The organism is Streptomyces sp. Je 1-332, assembly GCF_040730185.1.
In the GTDB taxonomy this organism is placed as follows: Bacteria; Actinomycetota; Actinomycetes; order Streptomycetales; family Streptomycetaceae; genus Streptomyces.
Map to the genome: position 1 here is coordinate 3889391 of NZ_CP160402.1, position 22050 is coordinate 3911440.

Annotated in this window: 19 protein-coding genes and 5 tRNA genes; 11 read left to right on the plus strand and 13 right to left on the minus strand. The window is 69.5% G+C overall.

Annotated elements, in window-relative coordinates:
• The first annotated feature begins 94 nt into the window (after positions 1 to 94).
• Both ABXJ52_RS17490 and ABXJ52_RS17495 read left to right on the plus strand, forming a co-directional pair.
• Positions 95 to 343, plus strand: a complete 249-nt coding sequence (locus ABXJ52_RS17490; RefSeq protein ID WP_367043540.1) for a type II toxin-antitoxin system prevent-host-death family antitoxin — start codon at positions 95 to 97, stop codon at positions 341 to 343.
• Entirely contained in the window at positions 340 to 783 is a 444-nt protein-coding gene (locus tag ABXJ52_RS17495; RefSeq protein ID WP_367043541.1) for a PIN domain-containing protein, read from the plus strand. The genes ABXJ52_RS17490 and ABXJ52_RS17495 overlap by 4 nt, the downstream gene beginning before the upstream one ends.
• A gap of 49 nt (positions 784 to 832) precedes the next feature.
• On the opposite strand, the gene ABXJ52_RS17500 is transcribed toward ABXJ52_RS17495, so the two are convergent.
• From ABXJ52_RS17500 to ABXJ52_RS17525, 6 genes are all read right to left on the minus strand, one after another.
• Positions 833 to 991 carry a hypothetical protein gene (locus ABXJ52_RS17500; protein ID WP_367043542.1) on the minus strand — a complete coding sequence of 53 codons (159 nt, stop codon included), beginning with the start codon at positions 989 to 991 and terminating at the stop codon, positions 833 to 835.
• Between the two features lie 497 nt (positions 992 to 1488).
• A tRNA-Lys gene (locus tag ABXJ52_RS17505) sits at positions 1489 to 1564 on the minus strand.
• A 110-nt stretch (positions 1565 to 1674) separates the two neighbouring features.
• The gene (locus tag ABXJ52_RS17510; protein ID WP_367043543.1) at positions 1675 to 3222 is read right to left on the minus strand and encodes an amino acid permease; all 1548 of its coding nucleotides are present in this window, start codon (positions 3220 to 3222) and stop codon (positions 1675 to 1677) included.
• A 160-nt stretch (positions 3223 to 3382) separates the two neighbouring features.
• Positions 3383 to 5716, minus strand: a complete 2334-nt coding sequence (locus ABXJ52_RS17515; RefSeq protein ID WP_367043544.1) for a DEAD/DEAH box helicase — start codon at positions 5714 to 5716, stop codon at positions 3383 to 3385.
• A 290-nt stretch (positions 5717 to 6006) separates the two neighbouring features.
• Entirely contained in the window at positions 6007 to 6582 is a 576-nt protein-coding gene (locus ABXJ52_RS17520) for a hypothetical protein (RefSeq protein ID WP_367043545.1), read from the minus strand.
• Between the two features lie 99 nt (positions 6583 to 6681).
• Positions 6682 to 7032: a metallopeptidase family protein gene (locus tag ABXJ52_RS17525; RefSeq protein ID WP_367043546.1), complete on the minus strand. Its 351-nt coding sequence runs from the start codon at positions 7030 to 7032 to the stop codon at positions 6682 to 6684.
• 59 nt (positions 7033 to 7091) lie between these two features.
• On the opposite strand from ABXJ52_RS17525, the gene ABXJ52_RS17530 reads away from it, so the two are divergent.
• From ABXJ52_RS17530 to ABXJ52_RS17545, 4 genes are all read left to right on the plus strand, one after another.
• Positions 7092 to 8648, plus strand: a complete 1557-nt coding sequence (locus ABXJ52_RS17530; protein WP_367043547.1) for a metallophosphoesterase — start codon at positions 7092 to 7094, stop codon at positions 8646 to 8648.
• A gap of 79 nt (positions 8649 to 8727) precedes the next feature.
• Positions 8728 to 8800: transfer RNA gene (locus tag ABXJ52_RS17535), tRNA-Glu, on the plus strand.
• A gap of 39 nt (positions 8801 to 8839) precedes the next feature.
• Positions 8840 to 8914 (plus strand) — tRNA-Asp (locus ABXJ52_RS17540).
• 27 nt (positions 8915 to 8941) lie between these two features.
• Positions 8942 to 9015: transfer RNA gene (locus tag ABXJ52_RS17545), tRNA-Phe, on the plus strand.
• 66 nt (positions 9016 to 9081) lie between these two features.
• Here the strand turns inward: ABXJ52_RS17545 and ABXJ52_RS17550 are convergent.
• From ABXJ52_RS17550 to ABXJ52_RS17565, 4 genes are all read right to left on the minus strand, one after another.
• The gene (locus ABXJ52_RS17550) at positions 9082 to 10194 is read right to left on the minus strand and encodes an ABC transporter permease (RefSeq protein ID WP_367043548.1); all 1113 of its coding nucleotides are present in this window, start codon (positions 10192 to 10194) and stop codon (positions 9082 to 9084) included.
• Between the two features lie 30 nt (positions 10195 to 10224).
• On the minus strand, positions 10225 to 11082 hold the full coding sequence (locus ABXJ52_RS17555) for a cytochrome c biogenesis CcdA family protein (protein WP_367043549.1): 858 nt from the start codon (positions 11080 to 11082) through the stop codon (positions 10225 to 10227).
• Positions 11079 to 11864, minus strand: a complete 786-nt coding sequence (locus ABXJ52_RS17560) for a DsbA family protein (protein ID WP_367043550.1) — start codon at positions 11862 to 11864, stop codon at positions 11079 to 11081. The genes ABXJ52_RS17555 and ABXJ52_RS17560 overlap by 4 nt, the downstream gene beginning before the upstream one ends.
• Positions 11865 to 11925: 61 nt before the next feature.
• Entirely contained in the window at positions 11926 to 12288 is a 363-nt protein-coding gene (locus tag ABXJ52_RS17565) for a hypothetical protein (RefSeq protein ID WP_367043551.1), read from the minus strand.
• An 84-nt stretch (positions 12289 to 12372) separates the two neighbouring features.
• Between ABXJ52_RS17565 and hrpA the strand changes: the two genes are divergently transcribed.
• The 3 genes from hrpA to ABXJ52_RS17580 all read left to right on the plus strand — a co-directional run bounded on the left by hrpA (position 12373) and on the right by ABXJ52_RS17580 (position 16839).
• On the plus strand, positions 12373 to 16326 hold the full coding sequence (gene hrpA / locus ABXJ52_RS17570) for an ATP-dependent RNA helicase HrpA (RefSeq protein ID WP_367043552.1): 3954 nt from the start codon (positions 12373 to 12375) through the stop codon (positions 16324 to 16326).
• Positions 16327 to 16421: 95 nt separating this feature from the next.
• Positions 16422 to 16496, plus strand: a tRNA-Asp gene (locus ABXJ52_RS17575).
• Positions 16497 to 16629: 133 nt separating this feature from the next.
• The gene (locus tag ABXJ52_RS17580; RefSeq protein WP_367043553.1) at positions 16630 to 16839 is read left to right on the plus strand and encodes a DUF6274 family protein; all 210 of its coding nucleotides are present in this window, start codon (positions 16630 to 16632) and stop codon (positions 16837 to 16839) included.
• A gap of 523 nt (positions 16840 to 17362) precedes the next feature.
• Here the strand turns inward: ABXJ52_RS17580 and bldC are convergent.
• Both bldC and ABXJ52_RS17590 read right to left on the minus strand, forming a co-directional pair.
• Positions 17363 to 17569 (minus strand): developmental transcriptional regulator BldC, encoded by a 207-nt coding sequence (bldC, locus tag ABXJ52_RS17585; protein WP_003949541.1) that lies wholly within the window; start codon positions 17567 to 17569, stop codon positions 17363 to 17365.
• A gap of 488 nt (positions 17570 to 18057) precedes the next feature.
• Positions 18058 to 18936 (minus strand): hypothetical protein, encoded by an 879-nt coding sequence (locus tag ABXJ52_RS17590; RefSeq protein WP_367043554.1) that lies wholly within the window; start codon positions 18934 to 18936, stop codon positions 18058 to 18060.
• Between the two features lie 209 nt (positions 18937 to 19145).
• On the opposite strand from ABXJ52_RS17590, the gene ABXJ52_RS17595 reads away from it, so the two are divergent.
• Positions 19146 to 20228 carry a Glu/Leu/Phe/Val dehydrogenase dimerization domain-containing protein gene (locus ABXJ52_RS17595; protein ID WP_367043555.1) on the plus strand — a complete coding sequence of 361 codons (1083 nt, stop codon included), beginning with the start codon at positions 19146 to 19148 and terminating at the stop codon, positions 20226 to 20228.
• A 290-nt stretch (positions 20229 to 20518) separates the two neighbouring features.
• Positions 20519 to 20776 (plus strand): DUF3073 domain-containing protein, encoded by a 258-nt coding sequence (locus ABXJ52_RS17600; protein ID WP_367043556.1) that lies wholly within the window; start codon positions 20519 to 20521, stop codon positions 20774 to 20776.
• A 150-nt stretch (positions 20777 to 20926) separates the two neighbouring features.
• On the opposite strand, the gene purM is transcribed toward ABXJ52_RS17600, so the two are convergent.
• Positions 20927 to 22027, minus strand: coding sequence for a phosphoribosylformylglycinamidine cyclo-ligase (gene purM, locus ABXJ52_RS17605; RefSeq protein WP_367043557.1), 1101 nt, complete (start codon positions 22025 to 22027; stop codon positions 20927 to 20929).
• Between the last annotated feature and the right edge of the window lie 23 nt (positions 22028 to 22050).

Genomic DNA, 22050 nt, shown 5'->3' on the forward strand with positions numbered 1-22050 from the left:
ATGCTCCCGCGTCATGTGTCCCTCGACCTGCGCTTAAGGACAGATTCCCACGGGAAGTCCGCCCACCTGCCGACCATGTAGTACTCTGTAGTACATGGAGACCACCGCCCGCGAGTTCAACCAGAAGTCCTCGCAGATCCTTGCCGCCGCCGAACGCGGCGAGACGATCACCGTCACCAAGAACGGCCGCCCCGTCGCCACCATCACCCCCTACCGCGAAGCCGAGATCCCGCCCTATCCCATCGGCCCCATCGGAGACAGCATCGACATCCCCGAACTGGACCTCGGCGGCGACCTCACCAACGACGAGATGGAGGAAATCCTGAAGGGCATGGGCTCTTGAACATCGTCATCGCCGACACCAACGCCCTCGTCCGCCTCCTGGACCCGAGGATGACCGGTCACACCGAACACAAACATGCCTTCACCACCGTCGAGCATCTGGTGGTCTCTCCACTCGTCCTCGCCGAACTGGACTACATGATCACCGCACGCTCCGGCGCCCAACAGGCACTCACAGCAGCCCGGTTCGTCGAGGCCAACACCGCACGGCGCCGTTTCGAGATCCCCGACATCGCCCCCCACCTGAACACCGCCATCGCCGTCGCCGACGGCTATCAGGACGCGGACAGCGGCAAGGGCATCGGCCTGACGGACGCCATGAACGTGGCCCTCGCCGCCGCGTACCGCACAGACCTCATGTTCACCACGGACAAGCACTTCCGAATGATCCGACCCCTGACCGGGCACACGGCGTTCCGACTCTTGCCCGACGATATGTAGGTGTCGCGTCGCGCTGGTTCGATGGCGGGACGAAGTAGCCGCACTCGTGTCATACCTCCGGTCCCGCCTGCTCCTCCTGGACGTCAAAGGTGAAGGTGCGTCCGATGTGCGCCAGCCGTGCGCAGTAGGAGTCGAGGAGGTAGACCGAAGGCGTGGCGATGGTGACGTACACGCAGTAGTCATGTGGCGCCGGGATGACGAGCTGCATCGAGGCCACTGGGATCGCGAAAGGTTGCCCTGCGGGGTCGCCGGTCGGCAGGGTGAGTGACGCCGTACAGGCGGACAGTGGCACCGCCGAGACGTGCCTGGCGCTGATCGACCAGCATCGGCCGGCCGCTGCCACGCTGGTGGACTTCGGATGCGGGACCGGGCGAGACCTGGAGATCCTGGCGAAGCGGTTCGAGTGCATCGGCGTGGACCTACAGATACGCCCCTGCCCGCCGTTCGGGTGGCGCTCTGCATACGCTGCCACCGCAACACCACGGCCCCGATTCCTGTCCGATGGATCGAGAGCACCAGCGGCCCCGGAACGACGCTCTACGCCTGCCCGGACTGCGCGCCGAGCCTGGGCGCCGGGCCGACCCCGGAGGACGCGCAGACCGCTTGACCGCAATCACTCGGGCCAGCAGCGGGCCAGCAAACGATCACTGACAACAGATCAGCCCCTACCCTCCGGCTTCCGCCGCAGGTCAGGGGCTGATTGTTTGGTAGACCGTGTGGGACTCGAACCCACAACCAATGGATTAAAAGTCCACTGCTCTGCCAATTGAGCTAACGGTCCGTGCGGATGCACCCCCCGAGCATAGCCGCAGAGGTCCGGTCGTCCGATCGGGTATCGCCTCCCAGGCCCGTCGCGCGGTCGGCGCGGGGCCTGGGAGGCGCGGGCCGCGCTCAGGGATCGGCCGGGTCCGGCGCCCCTTTCCGGGCCGCGTCACGGGCCGCCGTGCGCTCGTGGTCCGGGTTGAGGAACCAGTGTCTGGCCGAGGCGAACCACCAGGTCGCGGCGAAGCCGAGGACGACCAGGACCGCGATCGGGGCGTAGTTGAAGGTCTCCCAGGTGACCGGCGAGACCTGCGGCAGCATGAAGAGCACCGTGATCACGCCGACCCAGGCCACCGCGACGATGCCGATCGGGCGTGACCAGCGGCCCAAGTGCCAGGGCCCGCGCTCGAACTGCTCCCCCTTGCGCAGCCGCAGGAGGGTCGGGATGACGTAGGCGATGTAGAGCCCGATGACGGCGATGGACGTCACCGCCGCGTACGCCGTGACATTGATCAGATACGGCAGCCCGAGGGCGAGCGCGCCGAGCGCCGCGAGCCAGACCGCCGCCACGGGGGTCCGCGTACGCGGGTTGACCGAGTGCCACACGTGCGAGAACGGCAGTGCTCCGTCCCGCGAGAAGGCGTAGATCATGCGGGAGTTGGCGGTCACGGACGCCATGCCGCAGAAGAGCTGCGCGCCGATCACGACCAGCAGGAGCAGCTTGCCCGCGGTCGCCCCGAGCGCGTCGAGCAGGATCTGCGCGGGCGGCGCCCCCGTCGCCGACTCGCGGGCCCCGTCGTACGACTGGATGGCGAACGTGAAGCCCAACAACAGTACGAAGCCCGCGATCCAGGACGTCCAGATGGACCGGACGATGCCCTTGGGCCCTGCGGTGGACGCGTCGTGGGTCTCCTCGGTCATGTGGGCGGAGGCGTCGTACCCGGTGAAGGTGTACTGGGCCATGAGCAGCCCGATGAGCACGACGTACACCCCGCTCCCCCACCCGGTGTTGTTGACGAACTCGGTGAAGACGAAGGAAGCCGACTGGTGCGAGTCGGGCGAGAAGGCGAGCGCCCCGACGATCACGGCGACCCCGACCACGTGCCACCACACACTGACGCTGTTCAGCAGCCCGACGATGCGCACACCGAAGGTGTTGAGCAGGCCGTGCAGGACGAGGATCGCGGCGAACAACAGAATCGTCCGCTCCTCGGTGACCTGGAAGTCGAACTGCAGATTCAGATACGCGCCGAGGAACGAGGCCGCCCCGAAGTCGATCCCCGCGGTGACGGCGACCTGCCCGAGCACGTTGAACCACCCCGTGAACCACGCCCAAGCGGCCGCACTGCGCGAGGGAGCAAGCCGGTGCGCCCAGAAGTAGAGCCCGGCGGAGGTCGGATAGGCGGAACAGATCTCCGCCATGGCGAGCCCCACGAACAAGGTCATGAGCCCGACCGCGACCCACCCCCAGGTGATCAGGGCGGGCCCACCGGTGTTCATGCCGAACAGATACATGGTGAGGCAGCCGGAAAGCACCGAGATGATCGTGAACGAGACCGCGTAGTTGGAGAACGCGGACATCCGACGCGCCAGAACCTGCGTGTAGCCGAGCTGGGCGAGACGTTCCTCGTCCGCGCTTGTCGCGGGGGCGGGCGGTGAGCCCGGTGGTGGTTTCATGCACGAGCGTTGCCCACGGCAGGGACATGACATGCGTCACGTTTCGCTAAAGGAGACGCGTGCGGCTGAGGAAGACGTGTGCGGGAAGACGTGTGCGGGTACGCCGACGGGCCCGCCCCAACAAAGGGGCGGGCCCGTCGGTTCAGCTGTTCAGCCGGTGTCAGCCGTTGCGCTTCCAGCGCGGCTTGTCGTCACGGCGGCCGAAGGAGCCGGTGCCGGTTCCGGTGCCGGACGTGCCCGAGTTGCGGTTGTACGACGGGCGGTCGTGGCCGCCGGAGCGGAAGCCGCCCGAGGGACGGTCGTCGCGGCGGTCGCGGTTGAACGGGCGGTCGCTGCCGCGGTGGCCGCCCGAGGGGCGGTCGTCGCGACGGAAGCCGGAGCCACCGCGGTCGTTGCGGTCACGGTTGAAGCCACCGCGGTCGCCCGAGGGGCGGTCGTCGCGACGGAAGCCGGAGCCGCCGCCACGGCTGTCGTTGCCGCGGTCGCGGTTGAAGCCGCCACCCTCACGACGGTCGCCGCCACGGAAGCCGCCACGGTCACCCGACGCACGGTCGTTGCGGTCACGGTTGAAGCCGCCGCCACCCTCACGACGGTCGCCACCGCGGAAACCACCACGGTCGCCGCCACCCTCGCGACGGTCGCCGCCACGGAAGCCGCCCGAGGGACGGTCGTTGCGGTCACGGTTGAAGCCGCCGCCACGGCTGTCGTTACCGCGGTCGCGGTTGAAGCCGCCACCCTCACGACGGTCGCCGCCACGGAAACCGCCACGGTCACCCGAGGAACGGTCGTCGCGGCGCTCGAAGGAACGGCCACCGCGGTCGTCACGGCGCTCACGCTCGTAGTTGCCGCGCTCGTCACGCTGCGGGCGGCGCTCCTCGCGGGCGGCCGGGGCAGCGGACTGCTCCGGCACGGAGACGGCGGCCGCGACCTCGGCCTCGGCGGCGGCGGTGGCCTCGGCGACCGCGGTCTCCGGGTCGTCGCCACGCTCGCGGGCGGCACGCGCGGTGAGACGCGAGGCCTCCTCGCGCAGCTCCGTCGCGCGACGGGTCGCGCGCTCCAGCTCCTTGGTGAGGTCCTTGACCTCACGCTCGGCCTGGGTCGCGGCGTTGCCCGCGGAGTCGGCCTGCACCTCGGTCATCGAACGGGCGCCGGTGATCTCGGCGACCTCCGGGTCGAAGGTGCCGCCGCCGTTGATGATGTGGCGCGTGGCGTCGACGCCCGCGTCCTCCATCAGGCGGAAGATCTGGCGGCGCTGGTGCGGCAGGGAGAGGGACACGACCGTGCCGGAGCGGCCCGCGCGAGCGGTACGGCCGGAGCGGTGCAGGTAGTCCTTGTGGTCGCCGGCCGGGTCCACGTTCAGGACCAGGTCGATGCCGTCGACGTGGATGCCGCGCGCGGCGACGTCGGTGGCGACGAGCGCGTTGACGTAGCCCTTCTTGAAGTCCTCAAGAACGCGCGTACGAGCGCCCTGCGTCATGCCGCCGTGCAGCGCGTCGGCCTTCACGCCGGACTCGCAGAGCTGTTCGGCGATGCGGTCCGCGCCCAGCTGGGTGCGGACGAAGATGATCGTGCGGCCCTTGCGGGAGGCGATGGCGGCCGTGACGGGCGCCTTGTCGCGGGGCTTCACGATCAGGATGTGGTGGGTCATGGTCGTGACGTTGCCCTGGGCGCTGTCGACCTCGTGCGTGACCGGGTTGTTCAGGTAGCGCTTGACCAGCGTGGAGATCTCGTTCTCCATCGTGGCCGAGAACAGCATGCGCTGGCCGCCGGACGGAACCTGGTCGAGCAGCTCGGTGACCTCGGGCAGGAAGCCCAGGTCGGACATCTGGTCGGCCTCGTCGAGCACCGCGATCTGGGTGTTCTCGAGCGAGCAGGCGCCACGGCTGATGATGTCGCGCAGACGGCCCGGCGTGGCGACGAGGATGTCGACGCCGCGCTCCAGCGCGTAGATCTGGTTGCCCATCGACGTACCGCCGCAGACGACCTTCATCTTCAGGCCGAGCACGTCGCCGTACGGCTGGAGCGCGTCCGCGACCTGCATCGCGAGCTCACGCGTCGGGGTCAGGATGACGCCGCGGGGCTTCTTCTTCTCCGTGCGGCCCTCGGAGGCCAGCGTGGCCAGCATCGGGAGGCCGAAGGAGAGGGTCTTGCCGGAGCCGGTGCGGCCACGGCCGAGGATGTCCTTGCCGGCCAGGGCGTCCGGGATGGTCGCGGCCTGGATCGGGAAGGGGGCGGTCACGCCGTTCTGGGCGAGCTTGCGGACGATGCCCTCGGGCAGCCCGAGGTCACCGAAGGTGGGGCCGGCCGGAGCTTCTTCGGCAGCTGCGTCGGCCTCGTCGGCCGCCTCGGTCTCGATGACCTGCTCGGCGGCTTCCACGACGTCCGCGGCCTGGACGGTCTCGACAACCTCGGCGACGGCCTCGGCCGTCAGCTCGTCGGTGCCGGTCGTCTCGTTCTCGGGCAGGACGGCGTGGTCAGAATGAGAAATGGACATGCGAAATGCGAAACCTTCCGGAGTCTCGGCACGCGCCCGTCAACTCCGTGATTTCGCAATGGACCGCCTCGATGCGGTCAGCCACGGCAAGGGAGAGTACGCGCCACGCGGCGCTCTTCTTTTTCGGCGCCGGGCAAATGGGATCAAACGATCTACCACCATACGCACCCACCCCCCCAGAAGGCAAACCGCACCCTCCGGGGCGCCTTCGATTCCACCCCTTACAGCTCGTCTCACCTGCGACGAAGTGGGTTTTCGGACAGGGCGGCCGAACTCGGCCCAACCCCGCCCTAAGCGGGCCCCGCCTCCGGTGACGGTTCACGCGACCTGAGCCCCTCCGACCGCTCCCCCAGCTGTGCGTCCTGCTTCGGCGGCTCGTGCGCCGACGACGAGGGCTCCGGAGTGGGCTCGGGAGTCGGCGTGGGCGTCGGCTTCGGGGGGTCGGGCGTCGGCGTGGGGCGCGGCGGGGCGGGCTTCGTGCGCGTGGGGGTGGGCCGCCCGTCCTTCGTCGGCGGGGCGGGGTCGCCGCCACCGCCGGACGCGGAGGCGGAAGCCCGGGCGGCGCCGGAACCGGACTCGCCCTGCTGGTCCGCGCCGCCCTTGCCCTTGCCCTTCCCCTTGCCCTTCTTGCCGCCCTTGCCGCCCTTGCCGCCCTTGGCGTCGTTACGGTCACCTCCGCCGCCGGCGGAACCGGCGCCCGGCGCGTGGCTCCCGCCGTCCGGAGCGGCCGCCGCGCTGCGGTCGCCCGCGGACCGCGCGGGCCCCGGCTCACCGCCCCCGTCGTCGCCGATGCTCATGCAGCCCGCGGTCGCCAGGACGGCCACTGCCGCCGCGGTCCACCGGACAGGAACGTACAACTGGCGCACGGCCGAGCACCTCCGAGGCGCTGAGAAGCGGGGACGCCCTACCCAACTCCCTTGCCCCGCAAGAGGACACGGACCGGTGAACGGAGCCGCCGCCTGCCGTCAGCCGTACCCCAGGGCGTGCAGGCGCTCGTCGTCGATCCCGAAGTGATGTGCGACTTCGTGCACCACGGTGATCTCGGTCTCCGCGACCACGCCCTCGCGCGACTCGCACATGCGCAGCGTCGGCCCGCGGTAGATGGTGATCCGGTCCGGCAGCACTCCCGCGTACCACTCGCCCCGGTCCGTCAGGGGCGTTCCCTCGTAGAGCCCGAGAAGCTCCGGGTCCTCGGCCGGCGGTTCGTCCTCCACGAAGACCGCCACGTTGTCCATCAACCGCGTCAACTCGGGAGGAATCCGGTCGAGCGCCTCGGCGACCAGTTCCTCGAACTCTTCCCTCGTCATCTCCAGCACGCCCCCATTGTCAGCCACGGCCCCGCATAGCCGCCCCTCCCCATGGGCATACGGCCCCAATGGTCCGGCTTCGCGACGTCCGTGCGCCCGCCGCCCTCCTGCGCCACTACCGATCCCGCCACCCTCGCCCGGTCGGCGAGCTCATCCACCCTCCCCATCCCTACGGCCGCGCCGTAGGCCTGGTCGCGGTCGTCCTGTTCGGCGCCTGGCTCGGCCTGCTGATCGTCGGCAGCGTGCACGCGCCGGTGGGGCCGATGGACACCCGGATGACGCTGCGCCCCTCGCTCACCGGCGGCACGAAGATCGACGTCTCGCCGCTCGGCGCCCTCGAACTGCGCTCGCACGTCGCGCCCATCCGCCTGGACGTGGACGTGAACCGCCTGGACCCGGTCCGCGCCCAGGCCCTGGTCGACCACCCGGAGCGGATCTCCGGCCTCCAGGACGAGGTGGCGAAGGACGTCGGGCACGGCACCCTCGACCTGGCCGTACGCTCCTGCGCCGCCGTCGTCGCGGGCGCCACGGCCCTCGGCCTCGCGGTCTACCGGCGCCCGCGCCGGGCCCTCGCGGCAGGCGGTCTCGCCCTGGCCCTGCTCGCGGCGTCGGGCGCGGCGGCGTACGCGACGTGGAACCCGAAGTCGGTCCTGGAGCCGAAGTTCTCCGGCCTCCTCAGCAGCGCACCCTCGGTGGTCGGCAACGCCCGCAGCATCGTGAGCGAATTCGACGTGTACCAGCAGGAGTTGGCACGCCTCGTCACCAACGTGACGAAGCTGTACGACGCGACGTCGACGCTTCCCGCGTACCAGCCGGACCCGTCCACGATCCGCGTCCTGCACGTCTCGGACATCCACCTCAACCCGGCGAGCTGGAAGATCATCGCCTCGCTGGTCGAGCAGTACGACATCAACGTCATCGTCGACTCCGGCGACACGATGGACCACGGAAGCGCCGCCGAGAACGCCTTCCTGGACCCGATCGAGGACCTGGGCGCTCCCTACGTCTGGGTCCGTGGCAACCACGACTCGGCCACCACCCAGCGCTACCTCCAGCGCATGAAGAACGTCCACGTCCTGGACGAGGGCAGGGCCGTGTCGGTCGCGGGCCTGCGGTTCGCCGGCACGGGCGATCCGCAGTACACCCCGGACCGCTCGGTCGCGGCGGAGGGCAAGCCCGTCGAGGAGATGGCTGGCGTCCGCCTCGCGTCGGCCCTGCGCGACCAGCAGAGCGCGGGCACTCCCGTGGACATCGCCGTGGCGCACAACCCCGACGCCGCGCGCGAGACGGACGGCGAGGTGCCGCTCGTCCTCGCGGGCCACGTCCACCGTTCGGAGATGGAGGTCATGGACCGCGGGACCCGCCTGCGCATCGAGGGCTCGACGGGCGGCAGCGGGCTGCGGGCGGTGGAGGGCAAGTACCCCGACCCGGTCGAGACGTCCGTCCTCTACCTGGACCGCGACACCCGGCGCCTCCAAGCCTGGGACGAGATCAAACTGGGCGGCCTCGGCCTGACGAAGGCGGAGGTCAGCCGCCATCTGCCGAAGGAGAACCAGCCGGGAGCGACGCCCTCGCCGCCCTCCACCGACCGCTCACCAGGGAGCGGTTCCCGGGCCCCCCGATAACCGTTTTGGCGATAGCTCCCCGCATCCCATATGCTTCTCACGTCCCCGACGCGCTGCAAAGCGCCCAGGTGGGCCCTTAGCCCTCATCGTCTAGTGGCCCAGGACGCCGCCCTTTCAAGGCGGTAGCACGGGTTCGAATCCCGTTGGGGGCACGCAACACCTTGTGCGAGACTAGTGCTCGCACAACGCTTGGTCCTGTGGAGCAGTTTGGAGTGCTCGCCACCCTGTCAAGGTGGAGGCCGCGGGTTCAAATCCCGTCAGGACCGCTTGCAGATCACTCCGGTGAACTGCGTGGCTGGGTAGCTCAGTTGGTACGAGCGATCGCCTGAAAAGCGATAGGTCGCCGGTTCGATCCCGGCCCCAGCCACTTCCCCGAAGGCCCCGTCCAGTGGACGGGGCCTTCGCCGTTCCCCAAGGGCTCCCGGACTCCGGCTCACCCGGCCGGCGCCGCCGCATGAGCCGCCGGCTTCTCGCGGCCTCCCGGGTGGCGGTGGCGCCAGAGCCAGAACACCGCGGACGCCACCACCGCCCACGCCGCCAGGACCAGGAACGGGAACGCGTGCTGGTGGCTGCCGAAGTACACCGCCGTGTGCTGCGCGTTCACCGACGCCCCGGGTGGGAGCCAGCGTCCGATGTGGCCGAGGGCCGACGGGAGCAGGGGCCAGGAGACCGCGCCGCCCGACGACGGGTTGCCGAGCAGGACCATCAGGCCCCACGTCGGGATCATCGCCCAGCGTCCGAACAGGGTGTTGAACATCGTGAAGACCATGCCCGACGCGAACATCGTCAGCGCCAGGATCAGCCACGACTCGACGAACGGCAGGTCCACCGCCCCCAGCCACCAGTCCACCACCGCCGCGATGACGAACCCGCCGAGCAGCGCGTAGAGGATGGTGAAGGCGATCCGCTCCGCCGGGTTCAGCCCACGCGCGTGCACGCTCAGCTGGATCGCCCCGACGAAGCCGATGATCACCGCGGCCAGCGAGATGTAGAAGATCGCGAGGCCCCGCGGGTCGCCCTCCTGGAGGGGCTTGATGTCCTGCACGGTCACCGGCACCCCCACCTTCTTGCCCACCTTCGGCGCCGTCTCCGCCAGGACCTGCGCGACCGACGCCCCGGACGCGCCCGAGACGTCGAACGTCACCTTGTCCCCCGACCTCGCAGCGAGGATCGCGAAGACCTTCTGCTCCTCCACGCCGCCCCGAGCCGCGGCCACGCTGTCGTACTCGTGCAGCTCCAGCGACGCGTTCAGCGCCTTTTCCATGCCGTCGAGGAACGCCTTGCCCCGCGTGGCCTCCTGGGCGCCGACCACCGCGGTGGGGATGCGGTGCGGGGTCGGGTTCGCCATGGAGAAGGTGTACGAACCCGCGAAGAGCCCCGCGGCCGCCGCCAGGATGAACACCAGGACGACCGCGGGCAGGAAGGGCGAGTCCTTGAACGCCCCCCACCGCTCGCGCCCACTGGGCGCCCTTCCGTGGGCCCCATGGGCGCCGTGGGAGCCGTGCGAGCCGTGCCGGTGTTCTTCGAGATCAGCCGGTTCAGACATACGAACCAGGCTAAAACACCGAAAACGGACTCACCCCTGCTCGGCCTCGACCGGCCCACTCCCCCCACCGGACCTCTTGCGCCACGCCCGCACCGCGAACCCCACGCCCACCAGCGCCACCACACCCACGAGCAGCACCGAGTCCGGCACAGCCCGGCCCACGTTCCCGGCCCACCGCTCCACGGCGAACGAGTCGTCCACGTCGAGCAGACCCGGCAGCGCGGTGGTCCCGTCGTACGCAAGGAAGAGGGCGCCCAGGGCCACGAAGAAGAGGCCCGACAGGAGCGAGGTCGTGTGCAGCTCGAAGCGGCCGAGACGGTAGGCGCGCCCCCGCAGCCACCTGCGCCGCCCAAGGTCGAACCGCTCCCAGAGCAACGCGAGGACGAACAGCGGAACGGCCATCCCCAGGGCGTAGACGGCGAGCAGCAGTCCCCCGTAGACGGGGCTTCCGCTCACCGCCGCCACGGTCAGGACGCTGCCGAGGATCGGCCCCGCGCAGAACCCCGCGAGCCCGTACACCGCGCCCAGGGCGTACACGGACACCGCCGTCGTCGGCCGGATGCGGCCCGACAGCTCGGCCATCTTCCGCGAGGCGAAGCCCATGCCCACGACCTGCAGCACGCCGAGCGCGATGATCAGCCACCCGGCGACGAGCACCAGCTGGTCCCGGTGCCCGAAGAAGAACCGCCCGGCGACCGAGCCCGCGGCCCCCAGCGGCACCAGGGTCGTCGCGAGACCGGCGTAGAAGATGCCGGTGCGCGCGAGCAGCCGTGAGGTCGAGTCGATCGAGTACGCGAAGAAGGCGGGAAGCAGCAGCGCGCTGCACGGGCTGATCAGGGCGAGGAGACCGCCGAGGAACGCCGCGAAGTACCCGACGTCGGCGGTCACTTGGCACCCGCCCCGGACGGCTTCGCGCTCTTCGCGGCCTGCTCGATCGCCTGGTCGAAGACCTCGTCCGGCTGCGCCCCGGAGATGGGACGCCCGTTGACCAGGAAGGACGGGGTCGACGTGGCGCCCAGGCCGTACGCCTCCTCCTGGTCCTTCTTCACGGCCGCCTTGGCCGCGGCGCTGCCCGCGTCGTCCGAGAAGCGGCCGATGTCCTTGACGCCGGCCTGCCTCGCGAGCGCCTTCAAGCGGTCGCCGCCGAAGCCCTTCTCCTTGGCGCCGTCGGCGTACGCCGCCGCGTGGAACTGCCAGAAGCGCCCCTGCTGCCCGGCGGCCCACGCGCCCCGCGCCGCCGACTCGGAGTCCGCGCCGAAGATGGGGAAGTTGCGCCACTCGATGCGCAGGGTGCCGTCCTCCACGTACTTCTTCACGAGTCCCGGCTCGGTGTCGCGGGCGAACTTCCCGCAGTAGCCGCACTTGAAGTCGGCGTACTCGATGAGCACGACCGGCGCGTCCTTGCGCCCCTGGGCGAGGGGGTCCTTGGCGTCGCGCCGGGCGAGCTCGGCCAGCTCGGGGTAGACCCCGGCCTGCGGGTCGGCGGAGACGTCCGCGGCCGGCTCCTCCTTCGCGGTGACGGAAGAAGGCTCGTCGGGCTTGGTGGCGCTGTAGGAGGCGGCGCCGAGCAGCAGCGCGGCGAGTGCCACCCCGGCCCCGATAGCGATGTTCCTCTTGCTGGATTTGCTGGACTTGCTGGACGTGCTGGATTTGCTGGGCGTCTTGGACATGGCTGTGCGTTTCTCCTGTTGCGTACGTCGATCAAGGGACCCCTGCTGAGACAGGGGCCTCCTACACGCGCAGAACGGAGAGTTCTATCGGGGAGGGCGGCGCGAGCGCAGGTGGCGCGCGGCCCGGGGCGACGGAGAGCACGGCTTGGTCGGCGCCCCAGGAGCCGGTCGCCGCGTGGGCCTCGTACAGAGCGGGGAGCAGTTCATGTGCCGAACTGGGGCGCGGCGGCGACGCCGGACGGCCCCCACTGTCCTGCTGCTCGCCCTTGCCGCAGCCGGGCACGCTGTCGGTCTCGTGGACGAAGGCGGTCGCCGCAGCTCGCGGGTGCTGCGCCGAAGCGGCGGCGGGCCCGCAGAACGCTCCGAACACGACGAGCAGCACCCCGAGGAGGGGGCACCACGACAGACGCGCACGGGACGACATGCCCAAAATCGTACGTCCCCGGGCGCCCCGCCGGAGAAATCGGTTCGCCACCTCCGAGCGGCGGGTGAGATCCTGGACGCCGTTATGTCTACGCAGCCTGCCCTCACCCTCGACACCCTCGCCCCGCGTCTGTCCGAGCTGTCGCTGCGCGACGAGCACCGGATCGGCCGCCGCCTCGAGGGTGCACGCCGGATCCGCAAGCCCGACGCCCGGGCCGCCGTACTCGCCGAGATCGCGGCGGACGTCGACAAGGCCGCGGCGCGGATGGCCGAGCGGGGCAGCCGGCTGCCCGAGATCACGTATCCGCAGGAACTCCCGGTCAGCCAGAAGAAGGACGACATCGCCGCGGCGATACGCGACCACCAGGTCGTGATCGTCGCGGGCGAGACGGGCTCCGGCAAGACGACGCAGATCCCCAAGATCTGCATGGAGCTCGGCCGTGGCGTCCGCGGCATGATCGGCCATACGCAGCCGCGCCGTATCGCCGCCCGCACGGTCGCCGAGCGCGTGGCCGACGAGCTGAAGACCCCGCTCGGCGAGGCCGTCGGCTGGAAGGTCCGCTTCACGGACCAGGTCAATCCGGACGCCACGTACGTGAAGCTGATGACGGACGGCATCCTGCTGGCCGAGATCCAGACGGACCGCGAGCTGCGCGCGTACGACACGATCATCATCGACGAGGCCCACGAGCGGTCCCTGAACATCGACTTCCTGCTCGGCTATCTCGCCCAGCTGCTGCCCAAGCGGCCGGACCTGAAGGTCGTCATCACCTCGGCGACCATCGACCCCGAGCGGTTCTCCAGACACTTCGGGGACGCCCCGATCGTCGAGGTCAGCGGCCGTACGTACCCCGTCGAGGTGCGTTATCGCCCGCTTCTCGAAGAGGACTCCGAGGACTCCGACCGCGACCAGATCACCGCGATCACGGACGCCGTCGAGGAACTCCAGGGCGAGGGCAAGGGCGACATCCTCGTCTTCCTCTCCGGAGAGCGCGAGATCCGCGACACGGCGGACGCGCTCAACAAGAAGAACTACCGCTTCACGGAAGTCCTCCCGCTCTACGCCCGCCTCTCGCACGCCGAGCAGCACCGCGTGTTCCAGCAGCACACAGGGCGCAGGATCGTTCTCGCGACGAACGTCGCCGAGACCTCCCTGACCGTCCCGGGCATCAAGTACGTCATCGACCCGGGCACGGCCCGCATCTCCCGCTACAGCCACCGTACGAAGGTGCAGCGCCTGCCCATCGAGGCGATCAGCCAGGCGAGCGCCAACCAGCGCAAGGGCCGCTGCGGGCGTACGTCGGACGGCATCTGCATCCGCCTGTACTCGGAGGACGACTTCGTCGCACGCCCCGAGTTCACCGACGCGGAGATCCTCCGTACGAACCTGGCGAGCGTCATCCTGCAGATGACCGCGGCCGGGCTCGGCGAGATCGAGAAGTTCCCGTTCATCGACCCGCCGGACCACCGCAACATCCGCGACGGCGTCCAGCTCCTCCAGGAACTGGGCGCGCTGGACCCCTCGCAGAAGGACCCGAAGAAGCGCCTCACCGAGCAGGGCCGCAAGCTCAGCCAGCTCCCCGTCGACCCGCGCCTGGCCCGCATGGTCCTGGAGGCCGACAAGAACGGCTGCGTACGCGAGGTCATGGTGATCGCCGCGGCCCTGTCCATCCAGGACCCGCGCGAGCGCCCCGCGGAGAAGCAGACGCAGGCCGACCAGCAGCATGCCCGCTTCAAGGACGAGACCTCCGACTTCCTGGCCTTCCTCAACCTGTGGCGGTACGTCCGCGAGCAGCAAAAAGAGCGCGGCTCGTCCTCGTTCCGCCGGATGTGCAAGGCGGAGTACCTCAACTTCCTGCGCATCCGCGAGTGGCAGGACATCTACACGCAGCTGCGTACGGTCGCCAAGCAGATGGGCATCCATCTCAACGAGGACGACGCCCCCGAGCAGCAGGTGCATGTCTCCCTGCTCGCCGGGCTGCTCTCCCACATCGGGATGAAGGACGTGAAGGAGGGCGCGAAGAACGAGTATCTGGGCGCCCGTTCGGCGAAGTTCGCCGTCTTCCCCGGCTCGGCCCTCTTCAAGAAACCCCCGCGTTTCATCATGTCCGCGGAGCTGGTGGAGACCTCGCGCCTGTGGGCCCGGGTCAACGCGAAGATCGAGCCCGAGTGGGTCGAGCCGCTGGCCCAGCATCTGCTCAAGCGCACGTACAGCGAGCCGCACTGGGAGAAGGACGCGGCGGCCGTGATGGCGTACGAGAAGGTGACGCTGTACGGCGTCCCGATCATCGCCCAGCGCAAGGTGAACTACGGCCGCATCGACGCCGAGGTCTCCCGCGACCTGTTCATCCGCAACGCGCTCGTCGAGGGCGACTGGCGCACGCACCACAAGTTCTTCGCCGCCAACCGCCGCCTCCTGACCGAGGTGGAGGAGCTCGAACACCGCGCGCGGCGCCGCGACATCCTCGTCGACGACGAGACGCTCTTCGACTTCTACGACCAGCGGGTGCCCGAGGACGTCGTGTCCGGCGCGCACTTCGACTCGTGGTGGAAGAAGAAGCAGCGCGAGGAGCCCGAACTGCTCGACTTCGAGCGCTCGATGCTCATCAACGAGCGCGCGGGCGACGTCTCGAAGGACGACTACCCCGACACGTGGCGCCAGGGGCCGCTCAAGTTCAAGGTGACGTACCAGTTCGAGCCGGGCGCGGACGCGGACGGCGTCACGGTCCACGTGCCGCTCCAGGTCCTGAACCAGGTCACCGCCGACGGCTTCGACTGGCAGATCCCCGGCCTGCGCGAGGAGGTCGTGATCGAGCTGATCCGCTCCCTGCCCAAGCCGATCCGCCGGCATTACGTCCCCGCCCCGAACTACGCGAAGGCGTTCCTGGAGCGGGCCGTGCCCCTCCAGGAGCCGCTGCACGTGACGCTCGCGCGGGAGCTCCAGCGGATGGTCGGCGTCCCCGTCTCACCGGACGACTTCGACCTCACGCGCGTACCGGACCACCTGAAGATCACCTTCCGGATCACCGACGAGCGGCGCAAAAAGCTCTCCGAGGACAAGGACCTGGAGGCGCTCAAGCTCCAACTGCGGCCCAAGGCCCGCAAGGCGCTCTCCCAGGCGGCCGCCGCGACGGCGGAGAAGTCGGGCGGCTCGGCGGTCGAGCGCTCCGGGCTCACGGACTGGTCCATCGGCTCCCTCAGCCGCGTCTTCGAGACGCGTCGCGCGGGCCAGCCGGTGAGGGCCTATCCGGCGCTGGTGGACGACGGCTCCGAGGCGAACACCGTCTCCGTACGCCTCTTCGACACCGAGGCCGAGCAGCAGCAGGCGATGTGGAAGGGAACGCGCCGCCTGATCCTGCGCAACATCCCGGTGAATCCGGCCAAGTTCGCCTCGGACAAGCTGACCAACGCCCAGAAGATCGCCCTGTCCGCGAATCCGCACGGGTCCATCCAGGCGCTCTTCGCGGACTGCGCGATGGCGGCGGCCGACAAGCTGATCGGCGACTTCGGCGGCCCCGCCTGGGACGAGGAGTCGTACCGCAAGCTGTACGAGAAGGTGCGCGCCGAGATCGTGGACACCACGGTCCGCACGGTGAGCCAGGTCCAGCAGGTCCTCGCCGCCTGGCAGGCCTGCGAGCGCCGCCTGAAGTCGACGAAGAGCCCGACGCTCCTGGCCAACCTCACGGACGTACGGGCGCAGTTGGACGCCCTCGTCGGCCCCGGCTTCGTCACGGCCACCGGGATCCGCCGCCTGGCGGACCTGATGCGCTACATGGTGGCCGCCGACCGCCGGCTCCAGCAGATGCCGACGAACGTCCAGCGGGACACGGCGCGCATGGAGAAGGTCCACGAGATGCAGGACGAGTACGCCTGGCTCCTGGAACAGCTCCCGCAGGGCCGCCCGGTCCCCCAAGAGGTCCTGGACATCCGGTGGATGCTGGAGGAGCTCCGGGTCAGCTACTTCGCGCACGCGCTCGGCACGGCGTACCCCGTCTCGGACAAGCGGATCGTGAAGGCAATCGACGCGGCCGCGCCGTGACGGCCTATACACCCTGGGTGAGTTCGACCGCCGGGCCTGCGCTGCTGTAGAGTCCTGTCTCGCAGCGCAACGCAGCACTGAGCGCAGCGAAACAAGGTCCTGTGGAGCAGTTTGGAGTGCTCGCCACCCTGTCAAGGTGGAGGCCGCGGGTTCAAATCCCGTCAGGACCGCAGTTGATGACAACGGGCCGCATCCCTTGGGGATGCGGCCCGTTGTCGTTCCCCGCATCTTGACTCCGTCACATTCCGCCGGTACCTAGACATCAGGGAACGGGCGGGACCGCTCCCCAGCGGGAGGTGGCGTATGACGGCTTCGGCGGCGTCCGCACGGCACGAGATACGCGCTCTGCTGCGCGCCCACCTCTCCGCGGCGACCAGCTATCGCCACGTGACCCGGCACTGCCCGATCTGCCACCGCCTCGAGCGGCTCGCCCTGGAGGCCCCGTCCGCCGCCCAGAGTGGCTGCGAGGGCGGCTGCGAGGCGAGCGAGGACGAAAGTCCCCCCGACGCATGACCAAAGCCGACCCGCGACCCACCTCCGGGGTGGGAGGCTGAACTCGTGGGCGCGGAACGCGATTCCGGCGGCTTCTCTAGCCCAGCGACATCGGCGGCAACAAGAGTGTCGTCGTGTGACGGGTGTCACCGAAGGACTTTTTGAAACCCCGGAACTTACACCCGTCCTACAACAGGTCAATTTAATATGTGCAATTGCACCATCGGGAGAGGCTCCCCCCAAGAGACGGGAGAGGCGCCTCCCAGAGAGTGGAGAGGCTCCCCCCAGAGACCAACAAGCCCGCTCACAGCTGCGCTCACCAGTGCCTTCGGAGCGCACAAAAAAGATCGCGCTGGACCCGGCGGAGTCCAGCGCGATCGAGACGACTCACCCATGAGGCTCAGGCGTGGGGCCCGTTGGGGCGGGACCCGCGTCGTGTGGAGCTAGAGGTCGGACGTTGCGGACGGGTTGGGGGACCCGGCAGCGGTCGTGCTCTTCGTCCGAGTACTGCGGTTACTGCGGATTACTGCGGTTTTGCGGTAGATCAGGCCTCGCTGCGCTGCTGCGGGATACCCGCGAGCAGTGCGCGGACCTCGGCCTCGCGGTAACGGCGATGCCCGCCGAGCGTGCGAATCGACGTGAGCTTGCCAGCCTTGGCCCAGCGCGTCACCGTCTTCGGGTCGACGCGGAACATCGTGGCAACCTCAGCCGGGGTCAGCAGCGGCTCGGCATCAGGGGTGCGAGCGGTCATGAGCGGCCTCCTCGGAGAACCGAACCTTCTCGGTTCATTCCTCTAAATTCTGCACCTTGACCCGCGTTGCCCGAAATGGCGGACGCGGGTCGAGTCGGTTATAGGACGAACGGCTTGTCCTCGGCACTACAACTACACCATCCGTCCAGCCACGTCGGCCAAACCGATGGAATTGCCCTCCCAGGTGTCTATCAGCGACGGAAGCCGATGGACCATGCCATAGCGGACAGTCACGCCACAGTGACGATCAGTCACAGAGCGATCAGGAGTCAACAGACCCCCCATAGCGTGCAATGCTGAGTATTCCGCCCTTACATGGACGGAAGGAGCCCTCCCCGGACTCCTTGTCCTATTTTGGCACGAGGAGGGGTGATGGGCGCAAGGGCCCAGTAAGTGCGGTCCGTCACGCTTGACACAAAAGCCCGGATCGGGACCTACGTCCCGTGTAGGCGCCGCGTAGGGATGACCCACCGGCAGCCTGTTGACGCTCAGTTCGAGAACTGTCGGCCCCGGACCGCCCTCCATCGCTCCATGAGCCTCGCATACGCCTCGCCGGCACCCGCGCCGTCGCCGTTGCGCAGCGCCTCGATTCCCTCCGCCACGTCCGCCGCCGAGTGGTCCTCGTCGAGCTGCTCCTCGGACAGCGCGTGCACGAGCCCGCCGTAGTCGAGCTCGACCAGGGAGCGCGGATGGAACTCCTCCAGCCACCGGCCCACGTCCGTGAGCCCCTCCACGAGCGGCCCGTCGTCCAGGGTGGCCCGCAGCGTCCTGAGCCCGCGGGCCACGCGGCGCCGCGCCTGCACCATCGGCGTCCGGTAGCGCAGCACGGGCGCGCAGGCCGCCGCGTCGGCTTCCTCGGTGCCATCGCCCCGCTTCTCGTACCCCTTCTCGAACTGCCGTTCCTCGTCCGAGACGAGCACGAACCAGTTCAGCGGCACCTGCCACGTCGACGTACGGATCCAGGGGCGCGCGTCGGGGTTCCTTGCGAGCCACTGCTCGTAGTCCGCGGCCGTCTGGCGGCGCAGCACCGGCGGCAGGACCGCGTCGAGGACCGGCGTCGGCAGCTGCCCCGGCAACTCCCCCAGAGCCTGCCAGCCGCGCAGCCGGGTGCGCCAAGGGCAGACGCACACCACTCCGTCGGCCTCCACCACGAACGCGTCGCTGCTCTCGTGCACCGGGACGGGCACCGGCGGCGTGGGCAGCAAGTCCGCCAGGGAGCGCCTCAGTTCGTCCTGGTACGAGGGGCGGTCGGCGCGACGCGCGTAGCGCGCCCAGTGGCCGCGCTCGGGCTCCGGGAAAGCGGCGAGAGGCTCATAGACGCGCAAGTAGGACGCGTAGGGGACGACCAACGAAGACACCTTGGGCACGGCTGCTCCCTCCCCCGCGTACCGGCTGGAAAACACTGCAAATCGTGCCATGGCCGAACTCAGCCGTCCTTCTAGTGCGCCAGGAGAGGGTGATCCTCGGCACTGCGCGGCCACCGGGTTCTCACAGGCTCTAGTCTCATGCCCATCGGACCCCCGCCACCCGCACGGGAGCCCGCCCCACCGCCGCCACTTGACCGGGAGTCACCACAGTGACCGAAGCAGACAACGGCGTCCTGCACACCCTGTTCCACTCGGAGCAGGGAGGCCATGAGCAAGTAGTGCTCTGCCAGGACCGTGCCAGCGGCCTCAAGGCCGTCATCGCCATCCACTCCACCGCCCTGGGCCCCGCCCTCGGCGGCACCCGCTTCTATCCGTACGCGAGCGAGGAAGCGGCCGTCGCGGACGCGCTGAACCTCGCGCGCGGGATGTCGTACAAGAACGCCATGGCCGGTCTCGACCACGGCGGCGGCAAGGCCGTGATCATCGGCGACCCGGAGCGGATCAAGAGCGAGGAGCTGCTCCTCGCCTACGGCCGCTTCGTGGCTTCGCTCGGCGGCCGCTACGTGACCGCGTGCGACGTCGGTACGTACGTCGCGGACATGGACGTCGTCGCACGCGAGTGCCGCTGGACGACCGGACGCTCCCCGGAGAACGGCGGCGCCGGCGACTCCTCCGTGCTCACCGCCTACGGCGTCTTCCAGGGCATGCGCGCCTCCGCCATGCACCTGTGGGACGTCTCGACGCTGCGCGGCCGCAAGGTCGGTGTCGCGGGCGTCGGCAAGGTCGGCCACCACCTCGTGGAGCACCTCCTGGAGGACGGCGCCGAGGTCGTGATCACCGATGTGCGCGAGGAGTCCGTGAACCGGATCATCCACAAGCACCCCTCCGTGACGGCAGTCGCCGACACCGAGGCGCTGATCCGGGTCGAGGGCCTCGACGTGTACGCCCCCTGCGCGCTGGGCGGCGCCCTGAACGACGCCTCCGTGCCGGTGCTCACCGCGAAGGTGGTCTGCGGCGCGGCCAACAACCAGCTCGAACACCCCGGTGTGGAGAAGGACCTCGCCGACCGCGGGATCCTCTACGCGCCCGACTACGTGGTGAACGCCGGCGGCGTGATCCAGGTCGCCGACGAGCTGCACGGCTTCGACTTCGACCGGTGCAAGGCGAAGGCGTCGAAGATCTTCGACACCACTTTTGCCATATTCGCTCGTGCGAAGGAAGACGGCATTCCGCCGGCCGCGGCGGCCGACAGGATCGCCGAGCAGCGAATGGCGGAGGCCCGCCTCCGCTGACCTTTCGGGCGCCGTGAAAGGGCCCCGCCGACGTGCGCGGGAGACAAGACTCACCCCCGTCGGCGGGTCGCCCGGCAAGAAGAGGTTAAAATCGCAGTTGACCAGCGAGGACAGGGCTCCTCGCGGGTTCTGCGCCGAGGCGCGTCCTGCGGGCGACGTACCGTATGGCCGCAGGAGCAGGTACCGTGGAAGCCCTACGGACCGGCCTCTCCATGGAGAGCCCGTTCCTGATCATGAACGCGTGTCAAGACTCTGGGGTCACCAAGCCCCATATCCGAGGGGGTCGAGCCATGGGGCGCGGCCGGGCAAAGGCCAAGCAGACGAAGGTCGCCCGCCAGCTGAAGTACAGCAGCGGCGGGACTGACCTCTCGCGTCTGGCCAATGAGCTGGGCGCTTCGACTTCGCAACAGCCGCCGAATGGCGAGCCGTTCGAGGACGACGACGAGGAAGACGACCCGTACGCCCAGTACGCGGATCTGTATAACGACGACGAGGACGAGGACTCCACCGACGAGTCCGGTCCTTCGTCGCAGCGCCGCGGCGCTTGACCTCGTTGCATTCGCAGCACCTGCAGTATTCGCAGTTCTCGTAGCAACTGCACCTCACCCGGTCCGGGGTGGTCACCACGCCGGACCGGGTTTTGTGCTGCTCGGAGGAGCGCCGCACGGGCGCTCTCACCGGCCTACTTGGCGGCGCATTTAATTTGAATACGTACCGATCAGCGCCGCGCCCTCGGCGTGGTCGCCCCGCTCAGTGATCTCACCGGCGATCCAGGCGTCCACACCGCGGTCCGCGAGGGTCGCGAGGGCCGCGTCGGCGGACTCCTCGGGGACGATCGCCATCATGCCGACGCCCATGTTCAGCGTCTTCTCCAGCTCCAGGCGCTCGACCTGACCGGCCTTGCCGACGAGGTCGAAGACCGCGCCGGGCGTCCACGTCTCGCGGTCGACGATCGCGTGCAGACCGTCCGGGATGACCCGGCCCAGGTTCGCCGCGAGGCCGCCGCCCGTGATGTGGCTGAAGGCGTGGACGTCCGTGGTGCGGGTGAGCGCCAGGCAGTCCAGGGAGTAGATCTTGGTGGGCTCCAGGAGCTCCTCGCCGAGCGTGCGGCCGAACTCCTCGACCTGGCGGTCCAGGGACCAGCCCGCGCGGTCGAAGACCACATGCCGGACGAGCGAGTACCCGTTCGAGTGAAGGCCGGAGGCCGCCATGGCGATGACCGCGTCACCCTTACGGATGCGATCGGGGCCAAGGACACGGTCGGCCTCGACCGCGCCGGTGCCGGCGCCCGCGACGTCGAAGTCGTCCGGGCCGAGCAGGCCCGGGTGCTCGGCGGTCTCGCCGCCGATGAGGGCGCAGCCCGCGAGCACACAGCCTTCGGCGATGCCCTTCACGATGGCCGCGACACGCTCGGGGTGGACCTTGCCGACACAGATGTAGTCGGTCATGAAGAGCGGCTCGGCGCCGCACACCACGATGTCGTCCATGACCATGGCGACCAGGTCGTGCCCGATGGTGTCGTACACGCCGAGCTGGCGGGCGATGTCGACCTTCGTGCCGACGCCGTCGGTGGCGGAGGCGAGCAGGGGGCGCTCGAAGCGCTTGAGGGCGGAGGCGTCGAAGAGTCCGGCGAAGCCGCCGAGGCCGCCAAGGCCCTCTGTTTCAGCGCGCTTCGTCTTCTTCACCCACTCCTTCATCAGCTCGACGGCGCGGTCTCCCGCGTCGATGTCGACGCCTGCGGAGGCGTAGCTGGCACCGGTGCCCGTGTGCGGAGCACGCTCAAAAGACTCAGAAGGCATGGGGGATGAGAGCTTTCGTGTCG

Bases quoted from the DNA above. Each gene is read 5' to 3' on its own strand.
- ABXJ52_RS17580 (WP_367043553.1), top strand. From the start codon at position 16,630: ATGACGGCTTCGGCGGCGTCCGCACGGCACGAGATACGCGCTCTGCTG.
- hrpA (WP_367043552.1), top strand. From the start codon at position 12,373: ATGTCTACGCAGCCTGCCCTCACCCTCGACACCCTCGCCCCGCGTCTG.
- ABXJ52_RS17515 (WP_367043544.1), bottom strand. From the start codon at position 5,716: ATGTCCATTTCTCATTCTGACCACGCCGTCCTGCCCGAGAACGAGACG.
- ABXJ52_RS17490 (WP_367043540.1), top strand. From the start codon at position 95: ATGGAGACCACCGCCCGCGAGTTCAACCAGAAGTCCTCGCAGATCCTT.
- purM (WP_367043557.1), bottom strand. From the start codon at position 22,027: ATGCCTTCTGAGTCTTTTGAGCGTGCTCCGCACACGGGCACCGGTGCC.
- bldC (WP_003949541.1), bottom strand. From the start codon at position 17,569: ATGACCGCTCGCACCCCTGATGCCGAGCCGCTGCTGACCCCGGCTGAG.
- ABXJ52_RS17565 (WP_367043551.1), bottom strand. From the start codon at position 12,288: ATGTCGTCCCGTGCGCGTCTGTCGTGGTGCCCCCTCCTCGGGGTGCTG.
- ABXJ52_RS17600 (WP_367043556.1), top strand. From the start codon at position 20,519: ATGGGGCGCGGCCGGGCAAAGGCCAAGCAGACGAAGGTCGCCCGCCAG.
- ABXJ52_RS17510 (WP_367043543.1), bottom strand. From the start codon at position 3,222: ATGAAACCACCACCGGGCTCACCGCCCGCCCCCGCGACAAGCGCGGAC.
- ABXJ52_RS17500 (WP_367043542.1), bottom strand. From the start codon at position 991: ATGCAGCTCGTCATCCCGGCGCCACATGACTACTGCGTGTACGTCACC.
- ABXJ52_RS17550 (WP_367043548.1), bottom strand. From the start codon at position 10,194: ATGTCTGAACCGGCTGATCTCGAAGAACACCGGCACGGCTCGCACGGC.
- ABXJ52_RS17560 (WP_367043550.1), bottom strand. From the start codon at position 11,864: ATGTCCAAGACGCCCAGCAAATCCAGCACGTCCAGCAAGTCCAGCAAA.
- ABXJ52_RS17530 (WP_367043547.1), top strand. From the start codon at position 7,092: ATGGTCCGGCTTCGCGACGTCCGTGCGCCCGCCGCCCTCCTGCGCCAC.